General features: G+C 59.1%; 18 protein-coding genes and 1 tRNA gene. 10 read left to right on the forward strand and 9 right to left on the reverse strand.

The genetic code is table 11. The annotated features are described in order from the left end of the window. Window positions 1-87: 87 nt before the first annotated feature. Window positions 88-1,665, forward strand: coding sequence for a sigma-54-dependent transcriptional regulator (locus AC07RZ_RS01955; protein WP_494666695.1), 1,578 nt, complete (start codon window positions 88-90; stop codon window positions 1,663-1,665). A 63-nt stretch (window positions 1,666-1,728) separates the two neighbouring features. On the opposite strand, the gene AC07RZ_RS01960 is transcribed toward AC07RZ_RS01955, so the two are convergent. The 3 genes from AC07RZ_RS01960 to AC07RZ_RS01970 all read right to left on the reverse strand — a co-directional run bounded on the left by AC07RZ_RS01960 (window position 1,729) and on the right by AC07RZ_RS01970 (window position 5,321). Then, complete coding sequence (locus AC07RZ_RS01960; RefSeq protein WP_342827926.1) at window positions 1,729-2,202, reverse strand: hypothetical protein; 474 nt, start codon at window positions 2,200-2,202, stop codon at window positions 1,729-1,731. A gap of 119 nt (window positions 2,203-2,321) precedes the next feature. Beyond that, on the reverse strand, window positions 2,322-4,535 hold the full coding sequence (locus AC07RZ_RS01965; protein ID WP_342827927.1) for a protein kinase domain-containing protein: 2,214 nt from the start codon (window positions 4,533-4,535) through the stop codon (window positions 2,322-2,324). 709 nt (window positions 4,536-5,244) lie between these two features. Continuing rightward, window positions 5,245-5,321: transfer RNA gene (locus AC07RZ_RS01970), tRNA-Pro, on the reverse strand. A gap of 170 nt (window positions 5,322-5,491) precedes the next feature. Here AC07RZ_RS01970 and AC07RZ_RS01975 point away from each other — a divergent pair. Then, window positions 5,492-6,613: a M14 family metallopeptidase gene (locus AC07RZ_RS01975; RefSeq protein ID WP_494666696.1), complete on the forward strand. Its 1,122-nt coding sequence runs from the start codon at window positions 5,492-5,494 to the stop codon at window positions 6,611-6,613. An 80-nt stretch (window positions 6,614-6,693) separates the two neighbouring features. On the opposite strand, the gene AC07RZ_RS01980 is transcribed toward AC07RZ_RS01975, so the two are convergent. After that, window positions 6,694-7,566: a pirin family protein gene (locus AC07RZ_RS01980; protein ID WP_494666697.1), complete on the reverse strand. Its 873-nt coding sequence runs from the start codon at window positions 7,564-7,566 to the stop codon at window positions 6,694-6,696. 135 nt (window positions 7,567-7,701) lie between these two features. Between AC07RZ_RS01980 and AC07RZ_RS01985 the strand changes: the two genes are divergently transcribed. Continuing rightward, complete coding sequence (locus tag AC07RZ_RS01985; protein ID WP_494666698.1) at window positions 7,702-8,607, forward strand: LysR family transcriptional regulator; 906 nt, start codon at window positions 7,702-7,704, stop codon at window positions 8,605-8,607. A 48-nt stretch (window positions 8,608-8,655) separates the two neighbouring features. Here the strand turns inward: AC07RZ_RS01985 and AC07RZ_RS01990 are convergent, their stop codons facing one another. The 5 genes from AC07RZ_RS01990 to AC07RZ_RS02010 form a co-directional block, all read right to left on the reverse strand. After that, the gene (locus AC07RZ_RS01990; RefSeq protein WP_494666699.1) at window positions 8,656-9,912 is read right to left on the reverse strand and encodes a DUF2863 family protein; all 1,257 of its coding nucleotides are present in this window, start codon (window positions 9,910-9,912) and stop codon (window positions 8,656-8,658) included. 351 nt (window positions 9,913-10,263) lie between these two features. Beyond that, a complete protein-coding gene (gene acnA, locus AC07RZ_RS01995; protein WP_494666700.1) occupies window positions 10,264-12,975 on the reverse strand; it encodes an aconitate hydratase AcnA in 2,712 nt (903 codons plus the stop codon). A 25-nt stretch (window positions 12,976-13,000) separates the two neighbouring features. Beyond that, window positions 13,001-13,486 carry a lysozyme inhibitor gene (locus tag AC07RZ_RS02000; RefSeq protein ID WP_144736152.1) on the reverse strand — a complete coding sequence of 162 codons (486 nt, stop codon included), beginning with the start codon at window positions 13,484-13,486 and terminating at the stop codon, window positions 13,001-13,003. Window positions 13,487-13,535: 49 nt separating this feature from the next. Beyond that, the gene (locus AC07RZ_RS02005) at window positions 13,536-14,507 is read right to left on the reverse strand and encodes an HpcH/HpaI aldolase/citrate lyase family protein (RefSeq protein ID WP_494666701.1); all 972 of its coding nucleotides are present in this window, start codon (window positions 14,505-14,507) and stop codon (window positions 13,536-13,538) included. 118 nt (window positions 14,508-14,625) lie between these two features. Further along, the gene (locus AC07RZ_RS02010) at window positions 14,626-15,615 is read right to left on the reverse strand and encodes a malate dehydrogenase (protein WP_144736154.1); all 990 of its coding nucleotides are present in this window, start codon (window positions 15,613-15,615) and stop codon (window positions 14,626-14,628) included. A gap of 334 nt (window positions 15,616-15,949) precedes the next feature. On the opposite strand from AC07RZ_RS02010, the gene AC07RZ_RS02015 reads away from it, so the two are divergent. The 7 genes from AC07RZ_RS02015 to gltA all read left to right on the forward strand — a co-directional run bounded on the left by AC07RZ_RS02015 (window position 15,950) and on the right by gltA (window position 22,080). Continuing rightward, the gene (locus tag AC07RZ_RS02015; RefSeq protein ID WP_494666702.1) at window positions 15,950-16,744 is read left to right on the forward strand and encodes a GntR family transcriptional regulator; all 795 of its coding nucleotides are present in this window, start codon (window positions 15,950-15,952) and stop codon (window positions 16,742-16,744) included. 190 nt (window positions 16,745-16,934) lie between these two features. Further along, entirely contained in the window at window positions 16,935-17,345 is a 411-nt protein-coding gene (gene sdhC, locus AC07RZ_RS02020) for a succinate dehydrogenase, cytochrome b556 subunit (protein ID WP_092392123.1), read from the forward strand. Further along, on the forward strand, window positions 17,345-17,710 hold the full coding sequence (gene sdhD, locus AC07RZ_RS02025) for a succinate dehydrogenase, hydrophobic membrane anchor protein (RefSeq protein ID WP_092392125.1): 366 nt from the start codon (window positions 17,345-17,347) through the stop codon (window positions 17,708-17,710). The genes sdhC and sdhD overlap by 1 nt, the downstream gene beginning before the upstream one ends. 2 nt (window positions 17,711-17,712) lie before the next feature. Beyond that, on the forward strand, window positions 17,713-19,491 hold the full coding sequence (gene sdhA, locus AC07RZ_RS02030; protein WP_494666703.1) for a succinate dehydrogenase flavoprotein subunit: 1,779 nt from the start codon (window positions 17,713-17,715) through the stop codon (window positions 19,489-19,491). Window positions 19,492-19,567: 76 nt separating this feature from the next. After that, window positions 19,568-20,281: a succinate dehydrogenase iron-sulfur subunit gene (locus tag AC07RZ_RS02035; protein ID WP_494666704.1), complete on the forward strand. Its 714-nt coding sequence runs from the start codon at window positions 19,568-19,570 to the stop codon at window positions 20,279-20,281. 118 nt (window positions 20,282-20,399) lie between these two features. Continuing rightward, a complete protein-coding gene (locus AC07RZ_RS02040) occupies window positions 20,400-20,669 on the forward strand; it encodes an FAD assembly factor SdhE (RefSeq protein ID WP_061539807.1) in 270 nt (89 codons plus the stop codon). 106 nt (window positions 20,670-20,775) lie between these two features. Continuing rightward, entirely contained in the window at window positions 20,776-22,080 is a 1,305-nt protein-coding gene (gene gltA / locus AC07RZ_RS02045) for a citrate synthase (protein WP_092392129.1), read from the forward strand. Window positions 22,081-22,382: the final 302 nt, after the last annotated feature.

Raw genomic sequence — 22,382 nt, forward strand, 5'->3', positions numbered from 1 at the left:
GCAGGGCGGCACCTCGCAGCCCTGCTGAGCAGTATTTACCGGGATCTGACTTTGAATCGGCAATGCACTTGCCGGTGGCGGGGCGAGTTGACACTCGCCCCGCACTCATTTACATTCGCCCATTCAGGCTATTTCTGGATGGCAATGATCAATTCAGACTTTACAATTCCATCGCCTTCCTTATCCACTGGCACGCAGACGGATGCACCTCTGCTGGCTCTCAGTGTCGCCTGGCATCCAGACGCGATGCGCATAGGCGAGCAATTCCTGTGGGCCGATCCATCCGCGCCGTTGGAATTGTCACGTTTTATGCCTCTGTTTCGCCGGGCTGGGGGTGAGGGCGGCGGCCTGGCTTATGGCGGGATTTCACGGACACCGCTTCGGATCACGCAGGGGCATGGCGGCATTATCATCGAACCATCGGGTAACACCCACATGGTGCTCGAAATCAATGGTGCCGACATCAGCGAGACCACTTTTCTGTCGCACGAACAGATTGCCGCCGGCGCGGTTTTGAGCCTGGGTCGGACGGTTCTGTTATGTCTGCACTGGATGCGCTGTCTTCCCAAAGATAATCCGGTCGACGGCTGGCTGGGAATAGGCAGCGCGGCAATCGCCACGCGCGACCAGATTCGGCAAGTAGCTGGAACCGATGTTTCCGTCCTGCTGTTGGGGGAAACCGGTACTGGGAAGGAGGTCGCGGCGCGGGGTATTCATGGATTGAGCCGGCGTGCCGAAGCGCGCCTGGTGAGCGTCAATATGGCGGCACTAAATGAGTCGCTGGCGGCGGCGGACTTGTTCGGAGCCAGCCGGGGCGCCTATACCGGAGCGCAAACGGCCCGCAGCGGGCTGTTCGCCGAAGCGCAGGACGCCACGCTGTTCCTCGATGAAGTAGGCAACACGCCGATGGCAGTGCAGCCCATGCTGCTGCGCGTGCTGGAAACGGGGGATTACCGCCCGCTGGGCGCATCTCGCGACGTACGATCAAGCGCGCGGCTGATCGCAGCTACCGATCAGAATTTATATGCCGCAGGGTTTAATCAAGCGTTATTGCGCCGTCTGGGGAGTTTTACTATCCATTTGCCGCCGCTGCGTACACGGCGTGAAGACATCGGCATGCTGATAGCCCATTTGCTGGCGTCGTCGAAGTTGTCAACGGGAGTCGAACTGCAGTTGCCGGCGTCGCTGATCGTGCAATTTATACTCTACGACTGGCCGGGAAATGTGCGTCAGCTGGCGCATGCAACCAATCGTTTGTTGCTGACGCCGCCGGGCGAACAGCTGCCGGATTTTTACTCGCTGGTGGACGCTAGGCCTGACGCTACCCGGTTCGGCGCCTCCGGCAGTGCTCCTTCGAGCGTTGCCGGGGCCAACGCCAGTGCTGCATCGGGCCGACGGCGGTTGGCTGATCTGACAGAGGCGGAGATATTGGCGGCAATGGAAAAGAGCGATTGGTACATCCAGGGCGCAGCACTGGCGCTGGGGATATCGCGACCGTCGATGTACAAATTATTGGAAGCGCATCCACAGATTCGTAATTTGGACTGCATTTCGCAGGAAGAAATTCGTCTGGCGATGGTCGATTGCGGCGGAGACGTCGAGCGCTGCGCGTCGCGCTTGAAGACACCAGCGGAACCATTGAGGCGTCATCTGCGGCTATTGTAATTGGCGAGCCGACCAGGAGTCTTTCCGGATGGCCCGCCATTGCATGGCGAGTGTTACAGCTGTTTAGCTTTCATCGTCGCCACAGTGATGAACTCCGGTACCAACTCGCAGTTCTGGATCCAGCTCCAGCACGGGGTGATTGCCATCTCCAGCATCATGCTCCAAGTTAAAATTCCACTCTGCTTCTTGCCCATCGATATTATCAAACTCGAGTACTTCACCCAGTTTGTAATGATACGGTGAATGTGGATGTTTTTCCTTGTTGTACTGCTTGAATGGCGTCGGCAGACCGGATTCCATCGGTGGGAGTTTGATGAAAGTAAGTGTGCTTTTACCGGAGCCTGGCTTGATGCCTTGGATGTTAAAAGTCATCGTGTCGCCCGCTCTGAGCCACGGCATTCCGCCGAGTGAGCCTGGCCCCCCAGTGCGGTCTGGCGTCGGCGTAATTACCCATGGTACGTATTGAGCCGAAGGGATGCTTTGGTCCAACGGAACCAGAATGCTCGTGTAGTTGATAGGTTTCTTCATTTGAGTCATATAAATTCTCCAAGTATTAAATTGACGGCTGAAATTGGAATGGCGTCCGAGCTATTTGGTTAACATGGGAGTGACGCGGATAAGGGCTAATGCATACGCCGTGCCAGGTTCGTTTCTGCTCACGGACTTGCCGCTGTTTTCAAATACCTGGGGTCTCTGCGCAGCGCAACCAGCTCGGGTGTGGTCTCGATAAATTTTGCCGGGTACCCCAATTGCCTTGCGCGCGCGATGGCCTCCAGCGCACTGCTCCGGTTGCCCGTCAATTCGTAAGCGAGGCCAGCGCGAAACTGGACAGAGGCGCTGTCGGGAGCCAGTTTTAGTACCTGCCGCAGCAGGGTTTCACACTCGCTTCGATTGCCAATTCTGGCAAGGTACAATGCCATTTGCGATAGCATTTCTTTATTGTTTGGCATGCGTACGAGGCGTGGCGACAGCAGGTTGATCGCGTGCTGATAACTCGCGCGCGCTTCCGCTTCGCGACCCGGTATCCATAGCAAGGAATCACCAAGGTCGGCCCAGCCAAGGTAGTCGCTGGGATTGCCTTTGGCTGCGGAGACTGCTGCCTCGAAGGCGGTGACGGCGCCGACATAATCTTCACGCATGAACAAGGCATTGCCCAGGTTGCTGTACAGCCAGGCGCTAGGCCTGATCTGCAAACCTTGCTGCAGCACTTGCATGGCCTCGTCCGAGCGACCCTGGCTGAGCAGCGCAGCACTCAGATTCGCGTATGCAAATACCGCGTCCGGTTGAATCTTGATACTTTGGCGGAATGCCTGTTCTGCCGCCTTGAAATTTGCCTGCTCATAAAATATCGTCCCGATCAGGTCGGCGAATACTCGCTCATGCGGATAATCCTGTAGGTCCTTTTGCGCTGCAAGCAGCGCTTCATCGGAGCGATGCAATTTGCGTAGCGAATGTGCCTTGCCAGCTAATCCAAACAGGTTCGTCGGGTCCAGATTTAGCGCGCGTTCGTAAGCCGCCGCCGCCGCCTCGATTTTGCCTTCATCGAACAGCACGTTGCCATAGGCAACATGGCTCAGCGCCAATTGGTCATTCAGCTTGAGCGCTTGCTGGGCCGCCGCCGCAGCTTTCTGTCGCCAGGTCTCGTCCAGATTGTCGTTCAAGTAGCGCAGGCTGTAGACCTGGGATAATCCTGCCACGGCCGCAGCGTTGGCCGAATTGTGATGGAGTATGGTCGTGAATCTGGTTTCCGCTTCGTCCAGTTGGCCCGGCCGGTCCCACGATTGAAGCGCTGCCAGCCCTTGTTTCATTTCCAGCGCTTCACTGAACGGTGTTCTCGGAGTGACCAGCGCTGACAAATACGATGCATACGGTGACACCAGCCACGCACCACCGGCGAGCGCAATTGTCAGTGCAAGTGCCAGCGTGAGCCGCCGCCCTTGTCGGGAGAGCGGTGTAGTCTTGCTTATTGATGGCAATGGTGCAGAAACAGTCGATATCAACCCGGTCGGCACGGTGGCGGCGTGCGAATCTGATTGCATTGCCTTCGCAACCTCGGTGATTTGCCAATGCGTCTGGCGCATGGACTGAACCCGTTGCTCTCTCGAATAGGCGGTCATTCTGCGTATCAAGCAGATTAATTCAGCATCCATTGCTGCCGGATAATGCCATTGTTCGGATGAAGATTGCAGGTGGGCAGCGGCCAGTGCCAGCCCGGATAAATGAGGAAATGGTCGCATTGCCGTGGTCAATTCGTACAAAACCACGCCGAGCGCGTAAATGTCGCATTGCGGGCTAAGTGCGGCGCCTCGAAGGCGCTCCGGCGCCATGTAAGCGATTGTGCCCTGAAGATCGGTTTGCTGTAGCGAGATTGTGACTTGCGAATCGCTGTGCACCGCCAGGCCGAAGTCGAGTATGCGCAATGCTCCCGAAGGCTCGATCATAAGGTTCGAGAGCTTCAGATCGCCGTGAGTCAGGCCTGAGTCATGTGCTTCGCACATAGCCTCGGCAATGGCCTGGACAATCAGCAGCGCTTGCAGTTCCGAAAGAGGCGCTTCGACCAGTAACTGCTTCAAGCTACGGCCTGGCACCAATTCCATGACGATGGATGGCACATCGCCGTCGTCTTCTTCTAAGGCGTGAATTTTGACAAAGGCGGGGTGCTTGAGCGATGAAGACAAACGTGCTTCCCGCAGAATGTCTTTTGCATTGGTTGCGCCATCGATATTTTTAAGACGCTTGATTGCGACACTTCGACACAGCTTGCTATCCCAGGCTTCATAAACGTGGGCAAAACCACCTTCACCCAAACGACGATGAATCTGATAGTGCTTCACAGCGATCGGATTATCTGACGATTGTGCTTCGGCCATTCGAAATTCCCGTCTTCAAGGCACAAACCAATGATATTGCCGTAAATAAATTGACGGCAACGCATATTAGCTCAAATAAAGTCGAAAACCAGTCGCCATGCGAACGTATTTACTCCCTGATTAATTCTGAAGCTCATTAGTTCAGTCCGGTGTTGTTGCTCACATAAAAAAGGCTGGCGGTAATTTCCCCATGCCCTCACGAACTTAGGACACGCGAATGGTGTCAGCCGCTCCAATCACGTACAACGATTGAGGTTAAGGAAGATTAAATTTCAGGGGAAAGCTCAAACGGATAACTAAGCGCGACCACCAAGCGTGGAATGTGCGTCGAAATCTACCCGTGCGGATACTCCAGTAACGGCCGTAGTCCCCGTCTGGTGTTTTTACTGTTTGCGCTCAAATGCGCACATCAGTATTTTTGACTTTGATGTTTTGTTTTCGACGTTAATGACACAGGGTACGACTTGTGAACCTCATTTCTTCGCTTGTCCCATCTCTTTTTCTTTTATTTTCATGTTGAAACAAAAAAGTATCACAATGGCAAGAATAAAATAATAGTGCGATTGTTATTCCTGTATTTGTCTAAGGGAAGGGGCGAGCCGTAATCGGAAAGCAGGTAGTAGCATTTTTTTCTTACCGATTTTCTTACCAGTTACAGCTGAAAAGAAAAAGGGCTACAAGTCAAAAACTTGTAACCCTTTGAATTTATTGGTCGGGGCGAGAGGATTCGAACCTCCGACCCCATGCACCCCATGCATGTACGCTACCAGGCTGCGCTACGCCCCGACAAGCCTGATATTATATCAGGGCTAGTTGCTTTGTTACTCACCGAGAACAGAGAAATTTTATAAAATTTTCCCACCGATTGTCAGGCGGATTGCGCAGCCCCTTGCCGAAACTCGCGTTTCCGGCGGGCGCTGTGTCGGTCCGGGCGGCGATCCTCACCAAAAAATCCTATGTCGATAAAAATCAGCCAGCAGTTTGACGCCGCCGCCATTGAAGTGGTGCGCGCGGACAGTCCTCAGCAAATCGAATTGAAAATCCGCAAGGATTCGCACGCGGATTTCACCCAATGGTTCTATTTCCGCCTGCAGGGCGCGCGCGATGAAGACTGCAGCATCCGCTTCCTCAACGCCGGCGCCACGACCTATCCCAAGGGCTGGGAAAATTACCAGGCGGTGGCCAGCTACGACCGTGAAAACTGGTTCCGCGTGCCGACCAGCTTTGACGGCCAGGTCATGACCATCAGCCACACGCCGGACTACGACAGCGTCTATTACGCCTACTTTGAACCGTACTCCTGGGAGCGCCACCTGGCGCTGCTGGGGCAGGCCGAGCAATCGCCGCTGGCGCGCGTGCTGGATATCGGCAGCACGGTCGACGGCCGCGACATGAATGTGCTGGTGATCGGCAATCCTGACGCTGCCAAGAAAGTCTGGGTCATCGCCCGCCAGCATCCGGGCGAGACCATGGCGGAATGGTTTGTCGAAGGCATGGTCGACGCCTTGCTGGACAGCGCCAATCCGCTGGCGACCAAGGTATTGCAGCATGCGGTGTTCTACATCGTGCCGAACATGAACCCGGACGGCTCGGTGCGCGGCAACCTGCGCACCAACGCTGCCGGCGCCAACCTGAACCGCGAGTGGATGACGCCGTCGCTGGAACGCAGCCCTGAAGTGTATGCGGTCAAGAACAAGATCCATGAAACCGGCTGCGACCTGTTCCTCGACGTGCACGGCGACGAGGCGTTGCCGTACGTGTTTGTGGCGGGATCGGAGATGCTGGAAGACTTCAGTCCGCAGCAGGGCGCGGAGCAGCAGAAATTCATCGACGATTTCTTGCGCGCCAGCCCGGATTTCCAGACTGAATACGGCTATGCGGCGAGCAAGTACAGCAGCGACGTGCTGACCCTGGCCTCCAAATATATCGGCCACACCTTCAAATGCGTGTCCCTGACCCTGGAGCTGCCGTTCAAGGATAACGTCAACCTGCCGGATGCGCAGGTCGGCTGGGATGGCGCGCGCAGCGCCCGCCTGGGCGAGGTGGTGCTGCAGCCGATCTTGCGGGCGTTTGAATAAACCGCAGTCTTGTTTTCCGTTGTAAAAAAGCCGGGCATGTCAGCAGACATGCCCGGTTTTTTTTCATGCAACAGCGGCTGTCAGGCCGGTTCGGCTATCCGCGCAAAGCGCCCGCTGTTGAAGTCGGCGATCGCCTGGGCGATTTCTTCCTGGCTGTTCATGACGAACGGGCCGTGGCCGACAATCGCTTCATCGATCGGCTCGCCGCTCAGCACCAGCACCACGGCGTCGTTGTTGGCTTCGATATCGACGCTGTTGCCGTCGTTGTCGAGCAATACCATTTGCGCTTCGCGCGCCACGGTTTCGCCGTTGACCAGCACGGTTCCGCGCAGCACCACCAGGGCCGAATGCCAGCCGGCGGGCAGCGACAGCCTGGTGCTGCCGCCCTGGTTCAGGCGCATGTCCCACACGTTCATCGGCGTGAAGGTATGGGCCGGACCTGCCTGGCCGTCGAACTCGCCGGCGATCACGCGCACGCTGCCGGCGTCGCCAGGCAGGGCCACGGCCGGGATGTCGCGATCGGCGATGGCCTGGTAGCCGGGCGCCGTCATCTTGTCCTTGGCCGGCAGGTTCACCCACAGCTGCACCATTTCCAGCGTGCCGCCGGAACGGGTGAAAGCTTCCGAGTGAAACTCCTGGTGCAGGATGCCGCTGCCTGCGGTCATCCATTGCACGTCGCCGGGACCGATCACGCCGCCGTGGCCGGTCGAGTCGCGGTGCTCCACTTCGCCCTTGTAGACGATGGTCACGGTTTCGAAGCCGCGATGCGGATGCGAACCGACGCCGCGTGGGCGGGTGGCCGGGCTGAACTCGGCAGGGCCGGCGTAATCGAGCAGCAGGAACGGGCTCAGCTGCTTGCCGTGGCTGGTGTAAGAGAACATCGAGCGAGCAGGAAAACCGTCGCCGACCCAATGTTGGCGAGGTGCGCTGTAGACGCCGAGGACTTTTTTCATGAACGACTCCTTGTGTAGGCAACAAAATTTGTTGCTGGTAATAGATTAATCCAAGGACAATGCGAGCGGTAGCCTGTAAAATCGGCCATCAGTGTCCTATTTGGTGAACGATGAGGTGTTTATGCAAGGCTCGTCATGCAGGATTTGAACGATCTCTACTATTACGTCCAGGTGGTCGACCACGGCGGTTTTGCCCCGGCGGGGCGAGCCCTGGGCATGCCGAAATCCAAACTGAGCCGGCGCCTGCAACTGCTCGAGGAGCGGCTGGGCGTGCGGCTGGTCCAGCGCACCACCCGGCAGTTTTCGGTGACCGAAGTCGGGCAATCTTATTACGAACATTGCAAGGCGATGCTGGTGGAAGCCGACGCCGCGCAGGACGCCATCGAACTGACCCGCGGCGAGCCGCGCGGCATCGTGCGGCTGACTTGCCCGGTGGCGTTGCTGCATGCGCATGTGGATGTGATGCTGGCCGATTTCATGGCAGCCAATCCGCGCGTGACGGTATTGCTGGAAGCGACCAACCGCCGGGTCGATGTCGTCGCCGAAGCGGTGGATATCGCGATCCGGGTGCGGCCGCCGCCGATTCCCGACAGCGACCTGGTGCTGCGGGTACTGGCTGACCGCAGCCAGTGCCTGGTCGCCAGCCCGCTATTGCTGCAGAGCCGGCTGCCGCCGATGTCGCCTGCCGACCTGAACAGCTTGCCGAGCCTGGGGCTGGGGACGGCGCAGCAAAACCAAGTCTGGAACCTGTTCGGGCCGGACGGCGCCAAGGCCGCGATCCATCACACGCCGCGTTTTGTCACCGGCGACATGGTGGCCTTGCTGCGGGCGGCGGTGGCTGGCGTCGGCATCGTGCAGCTGCCGACCATGATGATCCGCGAGCAGGTGGCGCAGGGCACGCTGGTGCATGTGCTGGACGACTGGCGGCCGCGGCCCGAGATCATCCATGTGGTGTTCCCGTCGCGGCGCGGCCTGCTGCCGCTGGTGCGGACGTTGATCGATTACCTGGTGCAGCGCTTCCAGGCTTTGGAAGAAGACTAAGCCGGCCTGGCGGGCCGGCTTGGACGATCGTTGCGGATTGCTTGCGGTTTAGTGGAAGTGCGCCGAGCCGCCGGGCGGCGTATCGTCAGGCATTTCCGGATGCACCAGGTCGCCTTCGCGGTCCGGATAGAGCGGGGTGCCGCAGTCATCGCAAAATTCCATCGCAAACAGTTCAGCATGGCGCTGGATGTCGTCGATGCCGCATTCGCGCAGCAGGCTCAGGATCTGTTCCAGCGGGGTTTCCGGCTCGGCGCTGGCGGCGTCGCTGTCGCTGGCGCGGCTGACGATTTCTTCGTTGGCTTCTTCCGGGCCGTACAGCGGCCACACCACGCCGTAGATCACTTCGTTGGTCTGGCCCAGCGAGAAGCCGATGCGATACTCGTCAACCCGGCCGCTTTCCGGCTGTTCGCTGAAACGGCCGATGCTGGCGTGCAGGTCTTTGGAGGCGATGTCGAGCGTATGCGACAGGTAGTAGCTGGCGGCGCGCAGGGAAGCAGGGCGGATCTGCAGGTCGGCTTCGCGGCAAGCGGCGAAGTACGCTTCCGGCAGCAACAGCTGGATGCCGCAGCCCGGCAGCAGGTGCGTCATGTTGGGCGTGACCTGGTTGCGCCATTGCTCCAGCGCCTGTTCCTTGTCGGCGGCGATGTGGCCGACCTGGCCATGCATCATTTGCCAGCGGAACAGCGGCATGCCGCTGGGCGCCACCAGCGCCGCCAGCAGGTAGCGGGTGTCTGCCAGGAACGGCGCGGTCTGCGGCTGGTCGGCGGGGCTGCGCACCGGCGCCGCGGTCAGCGCCGCGTGCGACAGCTGCTGCAGCAGGGCGAAGGTTTCGCTGTGGCTGCGCGGCAGCTGGTCGATCGCATACAGCGACGGCACGATGGCGGTCATGACTTCCGGCGCCAGGATATGGGCGTGCAGGTGGGCGCCGAGGGTCAGCATGACGTCGCTCGGAATCGGTCCCGAGCCGATCGAAAAACGGGTCCACGCCAGCAGCGGGATGCCGACCAGCAGGCAGTCGTATTGCTGGCCCTGGTAGTCGATGGTGCTCGATTCGCTGCAGGCTTCGACCACGTCCATCAAGGCATCGTAGGCGTCGGGCTGGGCCGGGAACAGCTGTTCCAGCGCACCGTCGATGGGTTCCTGGTGGCGTGCCTTGAAATGCTTGTTGAGCAAGGCTTCAATCTCGCGTTCCCATGCGCGCTCCTCAAGACGGCTGGAGGCTTGTATCAATGCTTGCGCCAGCTCGGCCAGGCGATGGCTGTCGGCGGAAGATTTACGGGAAGGTTTTTTTGACGGACGGCGCATAGTGGATAGAGTAAGGGCTGACAACACAAAGTCAATGTCTTACTGCGCGACCGTAGCGGATGTTTGCATCCGAGGAGCGGCAACCGAGATGCTCACATATCCTCGCTGGACATGCTCCGCTGTTCTGCGCTGCCTTCTGGCCTACGACCGCTTGCTGTGAGTTTTTCTGGGACTCAAAGGCAGGAAGACTGCAAGCTTCTATTGTAGTGGATTTAACGCTATGTGGAATAACTACCTTGGATAACCCCGCATCCTGCCCGGAAATGAAAAAACGCCGGTCTGGCCGGCGTTTGCAGGTACTTCCAGCTGCCTGCCCGCCGCTCATGCGGAAGGCGGCGGGCAGGGCAGTTGTTATGCTGCCAGCAACTGGCGCAGCACGAACGGCAGGATGCCGCCGTGTTTGTAGTAGTCGACTTCGATCGGCGTATCGATACGCAGCAGGACCTTGACTTCCTTGGTTTCGCCGTCGGCGCGATGGATCACCAGGGTAGCGTCTTGCTGCGGCTTGATTTCGCCGTCGATGCCCTTCAGGTCGAACGTCTCGTTGCCGGTGATGCCGAGGGTCTGGACGCTGTCCGTGCCGAGGAACTGCAAAGGCAAGACGCCCATGCCGACCAGGTTGGAGCGGTGGATACGCTCGAACGAACGCGCAAACACGGCCTTCACGCCCAGCAGCTGGGTGCCCTTGGCAGCCCAGTCGCGCGAGGAGCCTGTGCCGTACTCTTCGCCGGCAAACACCATGGTCGGCACGCCGTCGCTGACGTACTGCATGGCGGCGTCATAGATGGAGGTCTGTTCGCCGCTTGGCTGTTGCAGCGTGATGCCGCCTTCAACCCGGGAGCCGTCCGGCGTCGCAGGAATCATCAGGTTCTTGATGCGGACGTTGGCGAAGGTGCCGCGCATCATGATTTCGTGGTTGCCGCGGCGCGAGCCGTAGGAGTTGAAGTCAGCCTTCAGCACGCCATTGGCGATCAGCCACTTGCCGGCCGGGCTCGATTCCTTGATGGAACCGGCTGGCGAGATGTGGTCGGTGGTGATCGAATCGCCGAACACGCCCAGCGCGCGGGCGCCGGTGATGCCGGTCGCTGCTGCCTTCGGCACCATGGTGAAGTCCTGGAAGAACGGTGGTTCGGCGATGTAGGTCGATTTCGGCCAGTTGTAGACTTCGCCGCCGGCGACGCCCTTGATGGCTTCCCACAGCTTGCCTGGCGCGCCCTTGACGTCAGCGTAGTTGGCCTTGAAGGTCTTGGCGTTCATCGCGAACTTCATCAGCTTGGCGACTTCTTGCGAGGTCGGCCAGATGTCGCCCAGGTAAATGTCCTTGCCACCCTTGCCCTTGCCGACAGGCTCGGTCATCAGGTCGCGCGTCATGTTGCCGGCGATCGCGTAAGCGACGACCAGCGGTGGCGAGGCCAGGAAGTTGGAGCGGATGTTCGGATGGATCCGCGCTTCGAAGTTGCGGTTGCCCGACAACACGGCCGATGCCACCACGTCGTTCTTGACGATGGCTTCGTTCATGGCTGGCGTCAGGTCGCCGGCGTTGCCGATACAGGTGGTGCAGCCGTAGGCGGTGACGCCGAAGCCGAGTTTTTCCAGGTACGGCAGCAGGCCGGCCGCTTCCAGGTATTCGGTGACGACGCGCGAGCCTGGGGCCAGCGAAGTCTTGATGTGGGCAGGAACCTTGAGGCCGGCTTCGACCGCTTTCTTGGCCAGCAAACCAGCCGCCAGCATGACGCTAGGGTTGGAGGTGTTGGTGCAGGAAGTGATGGCGGCAATCAGCACGTCGCCGTTTTGCAGCTTGACGCCGTCAGCGTTGGTGTAAGTCGCATCCAGGTCTTCGATCTTCTTGTTGAAGCCGTTTTCTGCGATAGGCTTGCTGAACAGTTCTGCGAAGTTGGCTTTGACGTTGCCGATTTCGATGCGGTCTTGCGGACGCTTCGGGCCAGCCAGCGAAGGCGCGACGGTAGCCAGGTCGAGTTCGACCACGGTGGTGTAGTCGATATCGCCGGCCTTTGGAATGCCGTACAGGTTCTGGGCCTTGAAATAGCCTGCGAAAGCGTCGATTTCGGCTTTGCTGCGGCCGGTGCCTTCGAAGTATTCGATAGTCGCGTCGTCGACCGGGAAGAAGCCCATGGTGGCGCCGTATTCAGGCGCCATGTTGGCGATGGTGGCGCGGTCGGTCAGGCTCAGCGAGGCGGTGCCTTCGCCGAAGAATTCGACAAACTTGCCGACGACCTTGGCTTTGCGCAGCAGTTCGGTGATGGTCAGCACCAGGTCGGTGGCGGTGACGCCTTCGCGCAGCTGGCCGGTGAGGTTGACGCCGACGACGTCAGGTGTCAGGAAGTAGACCGGCTGGCCCAGCATGCCGGCTTCCGCCTCGATGCCGCCCACGCCCCAGCCGACTACGCCGATGCCGTTGATCATGGTGGTGTGCGAGTCGGTGCCGACCAGGGTGTCCGGGTAATACACCGAATCCTTCTGGTGGACGCCGCGCGCCAGGTATTCCAGGTTGACCTGGTGGACGATGCCGAAGCCGGGAGGCACGACGCCGAACGTGTCGAATGCCTGCATGCCCCATTTCATGAACTGGTAGCGCTCGTTGTTGCGCTGGAATTCCAGTTTCATGTTGAGGTCGAGCGCTTTCTTTTCACGGAAATGGTCGATCTGCACCGAGTGGTCGACCACCAGGTCGACCGGCACCAGCGGCTCGATGTTCTTGGCGTTCTTGCCGAGCGAGGCGGCAACGTTGCGCATCGCGGCCAGGTCGGCCAGCAGCGGCACGCCGGTGAAGTCTTGCAGCACTACGCGCGCCACCACGAACGGGATTTCGTCGGTGCGGGCCGCAGTCGCGCCCCAGCTAGCCAGCTGCTTGACGTGTTCTTCGGTAACCTTCTTGCCGTCGCAGTTGCGCAGTACGGATTCCAGCACGATACGGATCGACACCGGCAGGCGCGAGATGTTGACGCCGAGTTTTTTCTCCAGTGCAGGCAAGGAATAGAACTTGCCTTTCTTGGAGGCGGAAATCTTGAATTCCTTGAGTGTATTCAACGTGTTGCGGGACATGATTTCTCCTGGGTTTTCAGTTTAATTACAAGCTATGTGCCGGATCAACAGGTGCGGCAGCCGGCATGGATTCTTGCTCTGCCGATTTGCATTCGTTGGCCAGCTGATGTCCTGTTTTTGAATCAAGCAAAATGCCCTTGGCCGGGATGCCGATCCAGAGCAGGCCGTATTTGCGGTTTTCAAAGCGGTTGGCGCCGGTGGTGGTCGGCACGCGCGACAGGCGGTGCAGGGTTTTGCCCCAGCGCAGTGCGATGTGCTTGTCGTCTTCAGCGTTAGTGAAAATTGTCAGGCTGTTGCCGAGCTCGCATTTGTAATTGACGGAAACCGCAGTCTTGACGTCCGGCGTGCCTTCATCTTCGCCGTCGTCGACTTCGGCCGGCGCTGCTTTTGCCGCCGGCTTCTTGGCGGATTTCTTGACGGTTTTCTTGGCGCTGGTCTGGGCTTGCACCTGCGGTGCTGCAACTGCCAGGCTGGCGCACAGCAAAACTAAAATAGACAGACTCTTTTTCATTTCCATTGCTCCATGATGCATCCCGCTGTCTTGGCAACGCGGGGCGCGGTTATAACAAAGTTATTGCATTTTCAGGTAGTGCGACGCCGTTGTTTTTTGCCCGCTGCAGAACACTCCAGTAATAACGGTAACTGGCGCGGTCGTGCAGCGTGCCCTCGTGTTGTATCGGTCCCCAGTCCGCCTGCCGGGCTGCAAGCAGGATCTGTGCCGCAGCGGCTATTTCCGACTGCGGCGGGGTGAATGCGTTCAAGATCGGCCTGATCTGCTGCGGATGGATGCTCCACATGCGGGTATAGCCGAATTCGCCGGCGGCGCGGCCGGCATCGGCAGCGGCGCTGGCGCCGTCCTTGATGTCGGTGGTGACGTTATGCGAAGGCACCTTGCCGTGCGCATGGCAGGCCGCGGCGATTTCCAGCTTGGCGCGGGTGACCAGCGGATGGCTGAACTGCGCCGGCGAGCGCATCGCTGCGCTGGGAATGGCGCCGTAATGCGCCGAAACGAAATCCATGATGCCGAACGACAGCGACTGCACCTGGGGCAGGGCGGCGATGGCGAACGCATCGGCCAGGGCGCCGTGGGTTTCGATCAAGACATGGACCGGCAGCGCCTGCCGTCCGGCCTGGCTGCTGTGGTGTTCTATCAGGGCGATGGCGGCGCTGACTTCGGCCAGGCTCTCGGCCTTGGGCAGCATCAGGTAAGCCAGCCGGCGCGCCGCGCCCTTGCAGATGATCTCTACGTCTTGTTCGAAAAAGGCGCTGCCGCTGTCGTGCACGCGCGCGCCGATGCGTTCAAAGCGGTTGTCGGCGCCGGCGATGACGGCGGCCACCAGCTGTGCGTGCGCTGCTTCGTTGCCGGCGCTGGCGCCGTCTTCGCAGTCGAGTGTGATGTCGAATACCGGACCCAGCTCCTGCTGCAGGGCGACCGACTTACGCATGAGCTTTTCAGCGCCGGCGTAATGATCGCAGACCGGTAGCGAGACCGGCTGCTGCTTGCCTAGGAATAAGACCTGGGTAGGATGCATTGCGACTTTTTGTTGGGTGTGGCGGTAAAGAATTCTAAATTCTGTATCTGTATTCAAGCGCTGCATGGCAATGGCTGTGTTGCCATGCAGGTGCTGCGGGTGTACGTGCCTGAGGGGATTAGCCGACCAGGTGTTTCACGCCGTCACGCTCTTCTTGCAGTTCTTTCAGCGTGATGTTGATGCGCTCTTGCGAGAAGGCGTCGATTTCCAGGCCCTGGACGATTTTGTATTCGCCGTTTTCAGTAGTGACTGGGAAGCCGAACATGGTGCCTTCAGGAATGCCGTAGGAACCGTCAGATGGCACGCCCATGGTAGTCCACTTGCCGTTGGTGCCGAGCACCCAGTCGCGGACGTGGTCGATCGCAGCGTTGGCGGCCGATGCCGCCGACGACAGGCCGCGCGCTTCGATGATCGCCGCGCCGCGCTTGCCGACGGTCGGCAGGAACACGTCCTTGTTCCAGACCTGGTCGTTGATCAGGTCCTTGACCGATGCGCCGTCGGCTGTCGCGTAGCGGTAGTCGGCGTACATGGTTGGCGAGTGGTTGCCCCAGACGAACAGTTTTTCGATGCTGGCGACCGGCTTGCCGATCTTGGCGGCGACTTGCGACAGGGCGCGGTTGTGGTCCAGGCGCAGCATCGCGGTGAAGTTCTTGGCCGGCAGGCCAGGCGCCGATTTCATGGCGATGTAGGCATTGGTGTTGGCCGGATTGCCGACCACCAGCACCTTGACATTGCGCGAAGCAACGGCGTCCAGCGCCTTGCCTTGCACCGTGAAGATCTGGGCGTTGGCTTCCAGCAGGTCCTTGCGTTCCATGCCTGGGCCGCGTGGGCGGGCGCCGACCAGCAGGGCGACGTCGACATCCTTGAATGCGGTCAGCGGATCGCTGTGGGCGGTGATGCCGGCGAGCAGCGGGAAAGCGCAATCGTCGACTTCCATGATCACGCCCTTCAGCGCTTTTTGTGCTTTTTCGTCAGGGATTTCCAGCAGTTGCAGGATGACCGGCTGGTCTTTGCCGAGCAGGTCGCCGTTGGCGATGCGGAACAGCAGGGAATAACCGATTTGACCAGCGGCGCCTGTAACGGCAACGCGCATTGGGGACTTAGCCATGTTGAATCTCCAGAGAGGTGGTAGAAAAGCGATGTCTGTTGGTACGTTTGCGTAATATGTCTATTGCAGCGATGCTGCGCAGCCTCTAATGATACCGGCGAAAGCCGCGTGCGTCAGTTTGTTTTGCTTGGACAGGGAGCCGGCAATTTGCAGCTTGCATCTCTGGCATCTAGCTTGGCATCAACGCGACGGCAGCCGTCAAGTAGTGCTTATGCCCGCGAGTTTAGGCTTGGCAACATGGTATGTCAATCAATATCTTATGTCTTATATAAGACATATCATTGCGTATTTTTTGCTGGACGACAATGGGTGTTTTATGGTGAAATCTGAGCTTATGAGTTCCATCCCGCCCAATGTGAGCAATGACCCCGCCAGCCAGAGCGCTGCTGCTCCCGCATCTCCCTCAGCATCGTCCCCGACCTTCAGTCCCCTCTACCAGCAGATCAAGGCGCTGATCATGCAGCGCCTGCAATCGGGCGAGTGGAAACCGGGCGAACTGATCCCCAGCGAAGTCGAGCTCGGCAACCGTTTCAAGGTCAGCCAGGGCACGGTGCGCAAGGCGATCGACGAACTGGCCGCGGAAAACCTGCTGGTGCGGCGCCAGGGCAAGGGCACGTTTGTCGCCACCCATCACGAAGCGCGCTCGCAGTTCCGCTTCCTGCGCCTGATGCCGGACAGCGACCAGCCGCAAGTTACCGATAAAAAAGTCATCGAGCTGAAGCGCCTGCGCGCGCCGGCGGAAATCGCGCGCCTGCTCGGCATGAAGTCGGGCGATTCGGTGGTGTATGTCAAGCGCGTCATGGCGTTCGACGGCGTGCCGACCATACTCGAAGAGCTGTGGCTGCCGGGCGCGCTGTTCAAGGCCCTGACGCTGGAGCGCCTGGTGGAATACAAGGGCCCGATGTACGGCCTGTTTGAAACCGAATTCGGCACGCGCATGATCCGCGCCACCGAGCAGATCCGCGCCGCCAGCGCCGACGCCGATGCGGCACAGTTGCTGGCGGTGGAAAAATCATCGCCTTTGTTGTGCGTGGAGCGCGTGTCTTTCACTTATGGCGACAAGCCGGTGGAAGTGCGGCGCGGCTTGTATGTAACCAATCGCCATCACTACCAGAACGAGCTGAGTTGATCTGGGCAGGGTTGGCGCGCCTGCTGCCTGTCGATACCGACGACTGGTAGCAAAATGGCAAAGCACCAGGGTGAGCGCCGGTGATTATTCGCAATATTGAATAATAACTATTGGTGTGCTGCACAAAAATCGGCGAAAATTGCGGGATTGCGCTTTTGTCGCAAATTTTTAAACTGAGGAGAACCCTGTCATGTCTGAAGCCGCGAAACCCAATCGGCCACAGTTTCGTAATATAAACATTACTCAAATTGTCGGTTACCGCTTGCCGCTGGCAGGCATTATTTCGATTTTGCATCGCATTAGTGGCTTGTTGATGTTTTTGCTGTTGCCTTTTATCTTGTTCATGCTGGATAAAAGCCTGGTATCTGAAAGTTCTTTCGAATACTTCAAAGGCTTTACGTCGAACTGGTTCGTAAAGCTTGTCATCCTGGCCCTGTCCTGGGCTTACCTGCACCACTTCTGCGCTGGCATCCGCCACCTCGTCATGGATAACCACATCGGCCTGGACAAGGACAGCGCACGCAAGTCGGCTGCCGGCGTCCTGATCGTCAGCGTGCCGCTGGCGCTGATCGTTGCATTGAAACTGTTTGGAGCATTCTGATGGCTGATAACAATATTGGCGGCAAGCGTCTGGTAGTAGGCGCGCATTACGGTTTGCGCGACTGGCTGGCGCAGCGCGTCACCGCCATCGTCATGGCGGTTTATACCGTCATCCTGCTGATTTCTTTCCTGACCGCCAGCAACTTCAGCTATGAAGGCTGGGCCGGTCTGTTTTCGCACCAGTGGTTCAAGCTCGCTACCTTCGTGACGCTGATGGCGCTGTTTTTCCATGCATGGATCGGCGTGCGTGATGTCTGGATGGATTACGTCAAGCCGGTCGCCGTGCGCCTGGTCTTGCAAGTTGCCACAATCCTGTGGTTGGTCGGTTGTGCCGGATGGGCGGCGCAGATTTTGTGGAGAGTGTAATCGTGGCAGCTATTAAATCCACAATTCCTACACGCCGCTTTGATGCGGTAATCGTTGGGGCCGGTGGTTCCGGTATGCGTGCTTCGCTGCAGTTGGCGGAAGCTGGTTTGAATGTTGCAGTCTTGTCGAAAGTATTTCCTACCCGTTCGCACACGGTTGCGGCGCAGGGCGGCATCGGCGCCTCGCTCGGCAACATGTCCGAGGACAGCTGGTACTGGCACATGTTTGACACCGTCAAGGGCTCCGATTACCTGGGCGACCAGGATGCGATCGAGTTCATGTGCCGGGAAGCGCCAAAGGCCGTGTATGAGCTGGAGCACTTCGGCATGCCGTTCGACCGCAACGCCGACGGCACCATTTACCAGCGTCCGTTCGGCGGCCACTCGGCCAACTTCGGCGAAAAGCCGGTAGCGCGCGCCTGCGCCGCTGCCGACCGCACCGGCCATGCGCTGCTGCACACGCTGTACCAGCGCAATGTGCGCGCCAAGACCCACTTCTTCGTTGAGTGGATGGCGATCGACCTGGTGCGCGATGCGGAAGGCGACGTCATCGGCGTCGTGGCGCTTGAAATGGAAACCGGCGACGTCATGATCCTGGAAGCCAAGACCACGGTCATGGCTACCGGCGGTGCAGGGCGCATCTGGGCCGCTTCCACCAATGCCTTCATCAATACCGGCGACGGCATGGGCATGGCTGCGCGGGCCGGCCTGCCGCTGGAAGACATGGAGTTCTGGCAGTTCCACCCGACCGGCGTGGCCGGCGCGGGCGTGCTGATCACCGAAGGCGTGCGCGGCGAAGGCGGCATCCTGATCAACGCCAACGGCGAGCGTTTCATGGAGCGTTATGCGCCTACCCTGAAAGACCTGGCGCCGCGCGACTTCGTGTCGCGTTCGATGGACCAGGAAATCAAGGAAGGCCGCGGCTGCGGTCCGCACAAGGATCACGTGATGCTGGACCTGCGCCACATCGGCGCCGAAACCATCATGAAGCGCCTGCCGTCGATCCTGGAAATCGGCCACAAGTTCGCCAACGTCGATGCCCTGAAAGAGCCGATCCCGGTCGTGCCTACCATCCACTATCAGATGGGCGGTATCCCGACCAATGTGTATGGCCAGGTAGTGGTGCCGAAGAACGGCATCCCGAACGCGGTAGTCAACGGCTTGTACGCCATCGGCGAGTGCGCCTGCGTCTCGGTGCACGGCGCCAACCGCCTGGGCACCAACTCGCTGCTGGACCTGGTGGTGTTCGGCCGCGCGGCCGGCAATCACATTGTCGACAGCAAGCTCAAGGAACGCAGCAACAAGCCGTTGCCGGCGGATGCAGCCGACGTCGCCCTGGCGCGCCTGGCCAAGCTGGAAACCAGCACCGGTGCCGAGCGCGTGCAAGACGTGGCCGGCGATATCCGCAAGACCATGCAGCATTATTGCGGCGTGTTCCGCACGGATGAACTGCTGCAGCAAGGCTACAAGGAAATCATGGTGCTCGACGAGCGGCGCAAGCATGTTTCGTTCAAGGACAAGTCCAAGGTGTTCAACACTGCGCGTGTCGAAGCGCTGGAACTGGACAACCTGATCGAAACCGCCAAGGCCACCATTACTTCCGCTGCAGCCCGCAAGGAATCGCGCGGCGCTCACGCGCACCGCGATTATGAAAAGCGTGATGACGAAAACTGGATGAAGCATACCTTGTGGTACTCCGAAGGTAATCGTCTCGACTACAAGCCAGTGATCACCAAACCGCTGACAGTTGATACGTTCAAGCCAAAGCCGCGCACATTCTGATTTGTCGCGGCAGGGCGGTGCGCCACCTCGGTGGTAGCCGGCAACCCTGCCGCGCAATTAACAAAAAGGTATAGCCATGTCATCACGTACTTTGAAATTCAAAATCTACCGCTACGATCCCGATAAGGACGCCAAGCCTTACATGCAGGACCTGACGGTGGAGCTGCTGCCAACCGACAAGATGCTGCTGGATGCTTTGCAGCGCATCAAGGCCGACGTCGACGATTCGCTGGCGCTGCGCCGCTCCTGCCGCGAGGGCGTGTGCGGTTCCGACGCCATGAACATCAACGGCAAGAACGGCCTGGCCTGCACCACCAACTTGAACGAACTGACCGAACCCATCGTCCTCAAGCCGCTGCCTGGCTTGCCGGTGATCCGCGACCTGATCGTCGACATGACGCAGTTCTTCAAGCAATACGAATCGATCAAGCCGTTCCTGATCAACGACAACATCCCGCCGGAAAAAGAGCGCCTGCAATCGCCGGAACAGCGCGAAGAGCTGGATGGCCTGTACGAGTGCATCCTGTGCGCATGCTGTTCGACTTCCTGCCCGTCGTTCTGGTGGAACCCGGACAAGTTCGTCGGCCCGGCCGGCCTGCTGCAAGCCTACCGCTTCATCGCCGACAGCCGCGACGAAGCCACCGGCGCGCGCCTGGACAACCTGGAAGATCCGTATCGCCTGTTCCGCTGCCGTTCGATCATGAACTGCGTGGATGTCTGTCCGAAGGGCCTGAACCCTAACGCAGCGATCGGGAAGATCAAAGAGCTGATGGTGCGTCGAGCGGTATAAAAAGAGAGTAAGCAGGGCGGGACGGCTCCCGAGTCTTCCCGCCCTTGTCGTCGCGGCAGTTTTAGAACTGTTCGTCGAAAGCGCCGAATGGCGATATCAAATAGAATAAGTGGGTTCCATGTCTATCATCCATCAAGCCGATCCTGCCAACCGAGCCCGCCTGCGCTGGCGTGCGCGACGCGGCCTGCTTGAAAACGACCTGATACTCACGCGTTTCCTGGACGCAAACGAAGCCAGCATGACGGACGACGATGTCGATGCCTTTTCGCGCCTGATGGAGTTGTCCGACAACGAACTAATGGATTTGCTGCTGGTCCGTAAAGAACCGGACGGCTTGCTGGATTTGCCGCAAGTGCATGCCCTGTTAGCCAGAATACGCACTGCTTAAGCCTGTATCTTCGCTGGCGGCGACGGCCGCGGAAGAAATGGACCAGCTTGCAGGCGCGTCTTTTGTTTTTTTGATTTAGAGTCACCTTTTGATTGAGGGAAGAGCCATGACCACCGCTGATACAAAAGCCACGCTATCGTTTTCCGATGGCAGTCCATCCGTAGAATTTCCTATTTACAAGGGCACCGTCGGCCCCGAAGTCATCGATATCCGCAAGCTGTACGGCGCTACCGGCAAGTTCACTTACGACCCCGGTTTCATGTCGACCGCGGCGTGCAATTCATCGATCACCTACATCGACGGCGACAAGGGCGAGCTGCTGTACCGCGGTTACCCGATCGAGCAGCTGGCGGTCAATTGCGACTTCCTGGAAACCTGCTACCTGCTGCTGAACGGCGAATTGCCGACTGCCGCTGAAAAGGCGAAATTCGACGCCACCGTGACCCAGCACACCATGGTGCACGAGCAGATGCAATTCTTCTTCCGCGGTTTCCGCCGCGATGCGCATCCGATGGCCGTGCTGGTCGGCACCGTCGGCGCCTTGTCGTCGTTCTACCATGACTCGCTGGACATCACCGATCCGCGCCACCGCGAAGTGTCGGCCATCCGCCTGATCGCCAAGCTGCCGACCCTGGTCGCCATGGCCTACAAGTACAACGTCGGCCAGCCTTTCGTCTACCCGCGCAACGAACTGTCGTACAGCGCCAACTTCATGCACATGATGTTCTCGACTCCGTGCGAAGAGTACAAGGTCAACGACGTGCTGGTGCGCGCGCTGGACCGTATCCTGACCTTGCACGCCGACCACGAGCAGAATGCATCGACCTCGACTGTGCGCCTGGCCGGTTCCAGCGGCGCCAATCCGTTCGCCTGTATCGCTGCCGGCATCGCTTGCCTGTGGGGTCCTGCCCACGGCGGCGCCAACGAAGCGGCGCTCAACATGCTGAAGGAAATCGGTTCGGTCGACAAGATTCCTGAATTCATCGCCAAGGTGAAAGACAAGAATTCCGGCGTCAAGCTGATGGGCTTCGGTCACCGCGTCTACAAGAATTTCGACCCGCGCGCCAAGCTGATGCGTGAAACCTGCTACGAAGTGCTGAACGAACTGGGCCTGCATGACGACCCGCTGTTCAAGCTGGCGATGGCGCTGGAAAAAGTCGCGCTGGAAGACGAATATTTCGTGTCCCGCAAGCTGTATCCGAACGTCGACTTCTACTCCGGCATCGTGCAGTCGGCGCTGGGCATCCCGACCTCGCTGTTCACCGGCATCTTCGCCATGGCGCGCACCGTAGGCTGGATCGCCCAATGGAATGAAATGATTTCCGATCCGGAACAGAAAATCGGCCGTCCGCGCCAGCTGTTCGTCGGTTCGCAGACCCGCGACGTGCCGCCAATCGAAAAACGCGGCTAAGCCGGGCGTGAGCAGGCAATAGCAACACAAAAACAGCGAATCCCAGGATTCGCTGTTTGCGTTTGTGCAGGTTATGCTATGCTCTTGTTCTGTGCCGTGTCATGCGGCCGGAAGCAGTGAGAAACGGTGGCAAAAGGCAGTAAAAAGCACGTGGTAAACGTGTTTTGAAGGGCAGGCAGCACCCGAATTTAGAAAAAAGCAGTTGGCAGCAAAGAACACAGCAATAGAGCCCTTCCCCACAACTTGATGTGCAATCCGCTAACCGGTCAGGCCGTGTCGCGGAAGGTTATGTTAACCCGCTA

The sequence above is a fragment of the Collimonas sp. GW821-FHT07E08 genome, from assembly GCF_059418905.1.

Excerpts from the sequence above, each read along its gene's own strand:
- AC07RZ_RS01960 (WP_342827926.1), bottom strand. The coding sequence starts at position 2,202 with ATGACTCAAATGAAGAAACCTATCAACTACACGAGCATTCTGGTTCCG.
- AC07RZ_RS01965 (WP_342827927.1), bottom strand. The coding sequence starts at position 4,535 with ATGGCCGAAGCACAATCGTCAGATAATCCGATCGCTGTGAAGCACTAT.
- AC07RZ_RS01975 (WP_494666696.1), top strand. The coding sequence starts at position 5,492 with ATGTCGATAAAAATCAGCCAGCAGTTTGACGCCGCCGCCATTGAAGTG.
- AC07RZ_RS01980 (WP_494666697.1), bottom strand. The coding sequence starts at position 7,566 with ATGAAAAAAGTCCTCGGCGTCTACAGCGCACCTCGCCAACATTGGGTC.
- AC07RZ_RS01985 (WP_494666698.1), top strand. The coding sequence starts at position 7,702 with ATGCAGGATTTGAACGATCTCTACTATTACGTCCAGGTGGTCGACCAC.
- AC07RZ_RS01990 (WP_494666699.1), bottom strand. The coding sequence starts at position 9,912 with ATGCGCCGTCCGTCAAAAAAACCTTCCCGTAAATCTTCCGCCGACAGC.
- acnA (WP_494666700.1), bottom strand. The coding sequence starts at position 12,975 with ATGTCCCGCAACACGTTGAATACACTCAAGGAATTCAAGATTTCCGCC.
- AC07RZ_RS02000 (WP_144736152.1), bottom strand. The coding sequence starts at position 13,486 with ATGAAAAAGAGTCTGTCTATTTTAGTTTTGCTGTGCGCCAGCCTGGCA.
- AC07RZ_RS02005 (WP_494666701.1), bottom strand. The coding sequence starts at position 14,507 with ATGCATCCTACCCAGGTCTTATTCCTAGGCAAGCAGCAGCCGGTCTCG.
- AC07RZ_RS02010 (WP_144736154.1), bottom strand. The coding sequence starts at position 15,615 with ATGGCTAAGTCCCCAATGCGCGTTGCCGTTACAGGCGCCGCTGGTCAA.
- AC07RZ_RS02015 (WP_494666702.1), top strand. The coding sequence starts at position 15,950 with ATGAGTTCCATCCCGCCCAATGTGAGCAATGACCCCGCCAGCCAGAGC.
- sdhC (WP_092392123.1), top strand. The coding sequence starts at position 16,935 with ATGTCTGAAGCCGCGAAACCCAATCGGCCACAGTTTCGTAATATAAAC.
- sdhD (WP_092392125.1), top strand. The coding sequence starts at position 17,345 with ATGGCTGATAACAATATTGGCGGCAAGCGTCTGGTAGTAGGCGCGCAT.
- AC07RZ_RS02035 (WP_494666704.1), top strand. The coding sequence starts at position 19,568 with ATGTCATCACGTACTTTGAAATTCAAAATCTACCGCTACGATCCCGAT.
- AC07RZ_RS02040 (WP_061539807.1), top strand. The coding sequence starts at position 20,400 with ATGTCTATCATCCATCAAGCCGATCCTGCCAACCGAGCCCGCCTGCGC.
- gltA (WP_092392129.1), top strand. The coding sequence starts at position 20,776 with ATGACCACCGCTGATACAAAAGCCACGCTATCGTTTTCCGATGGCAGT.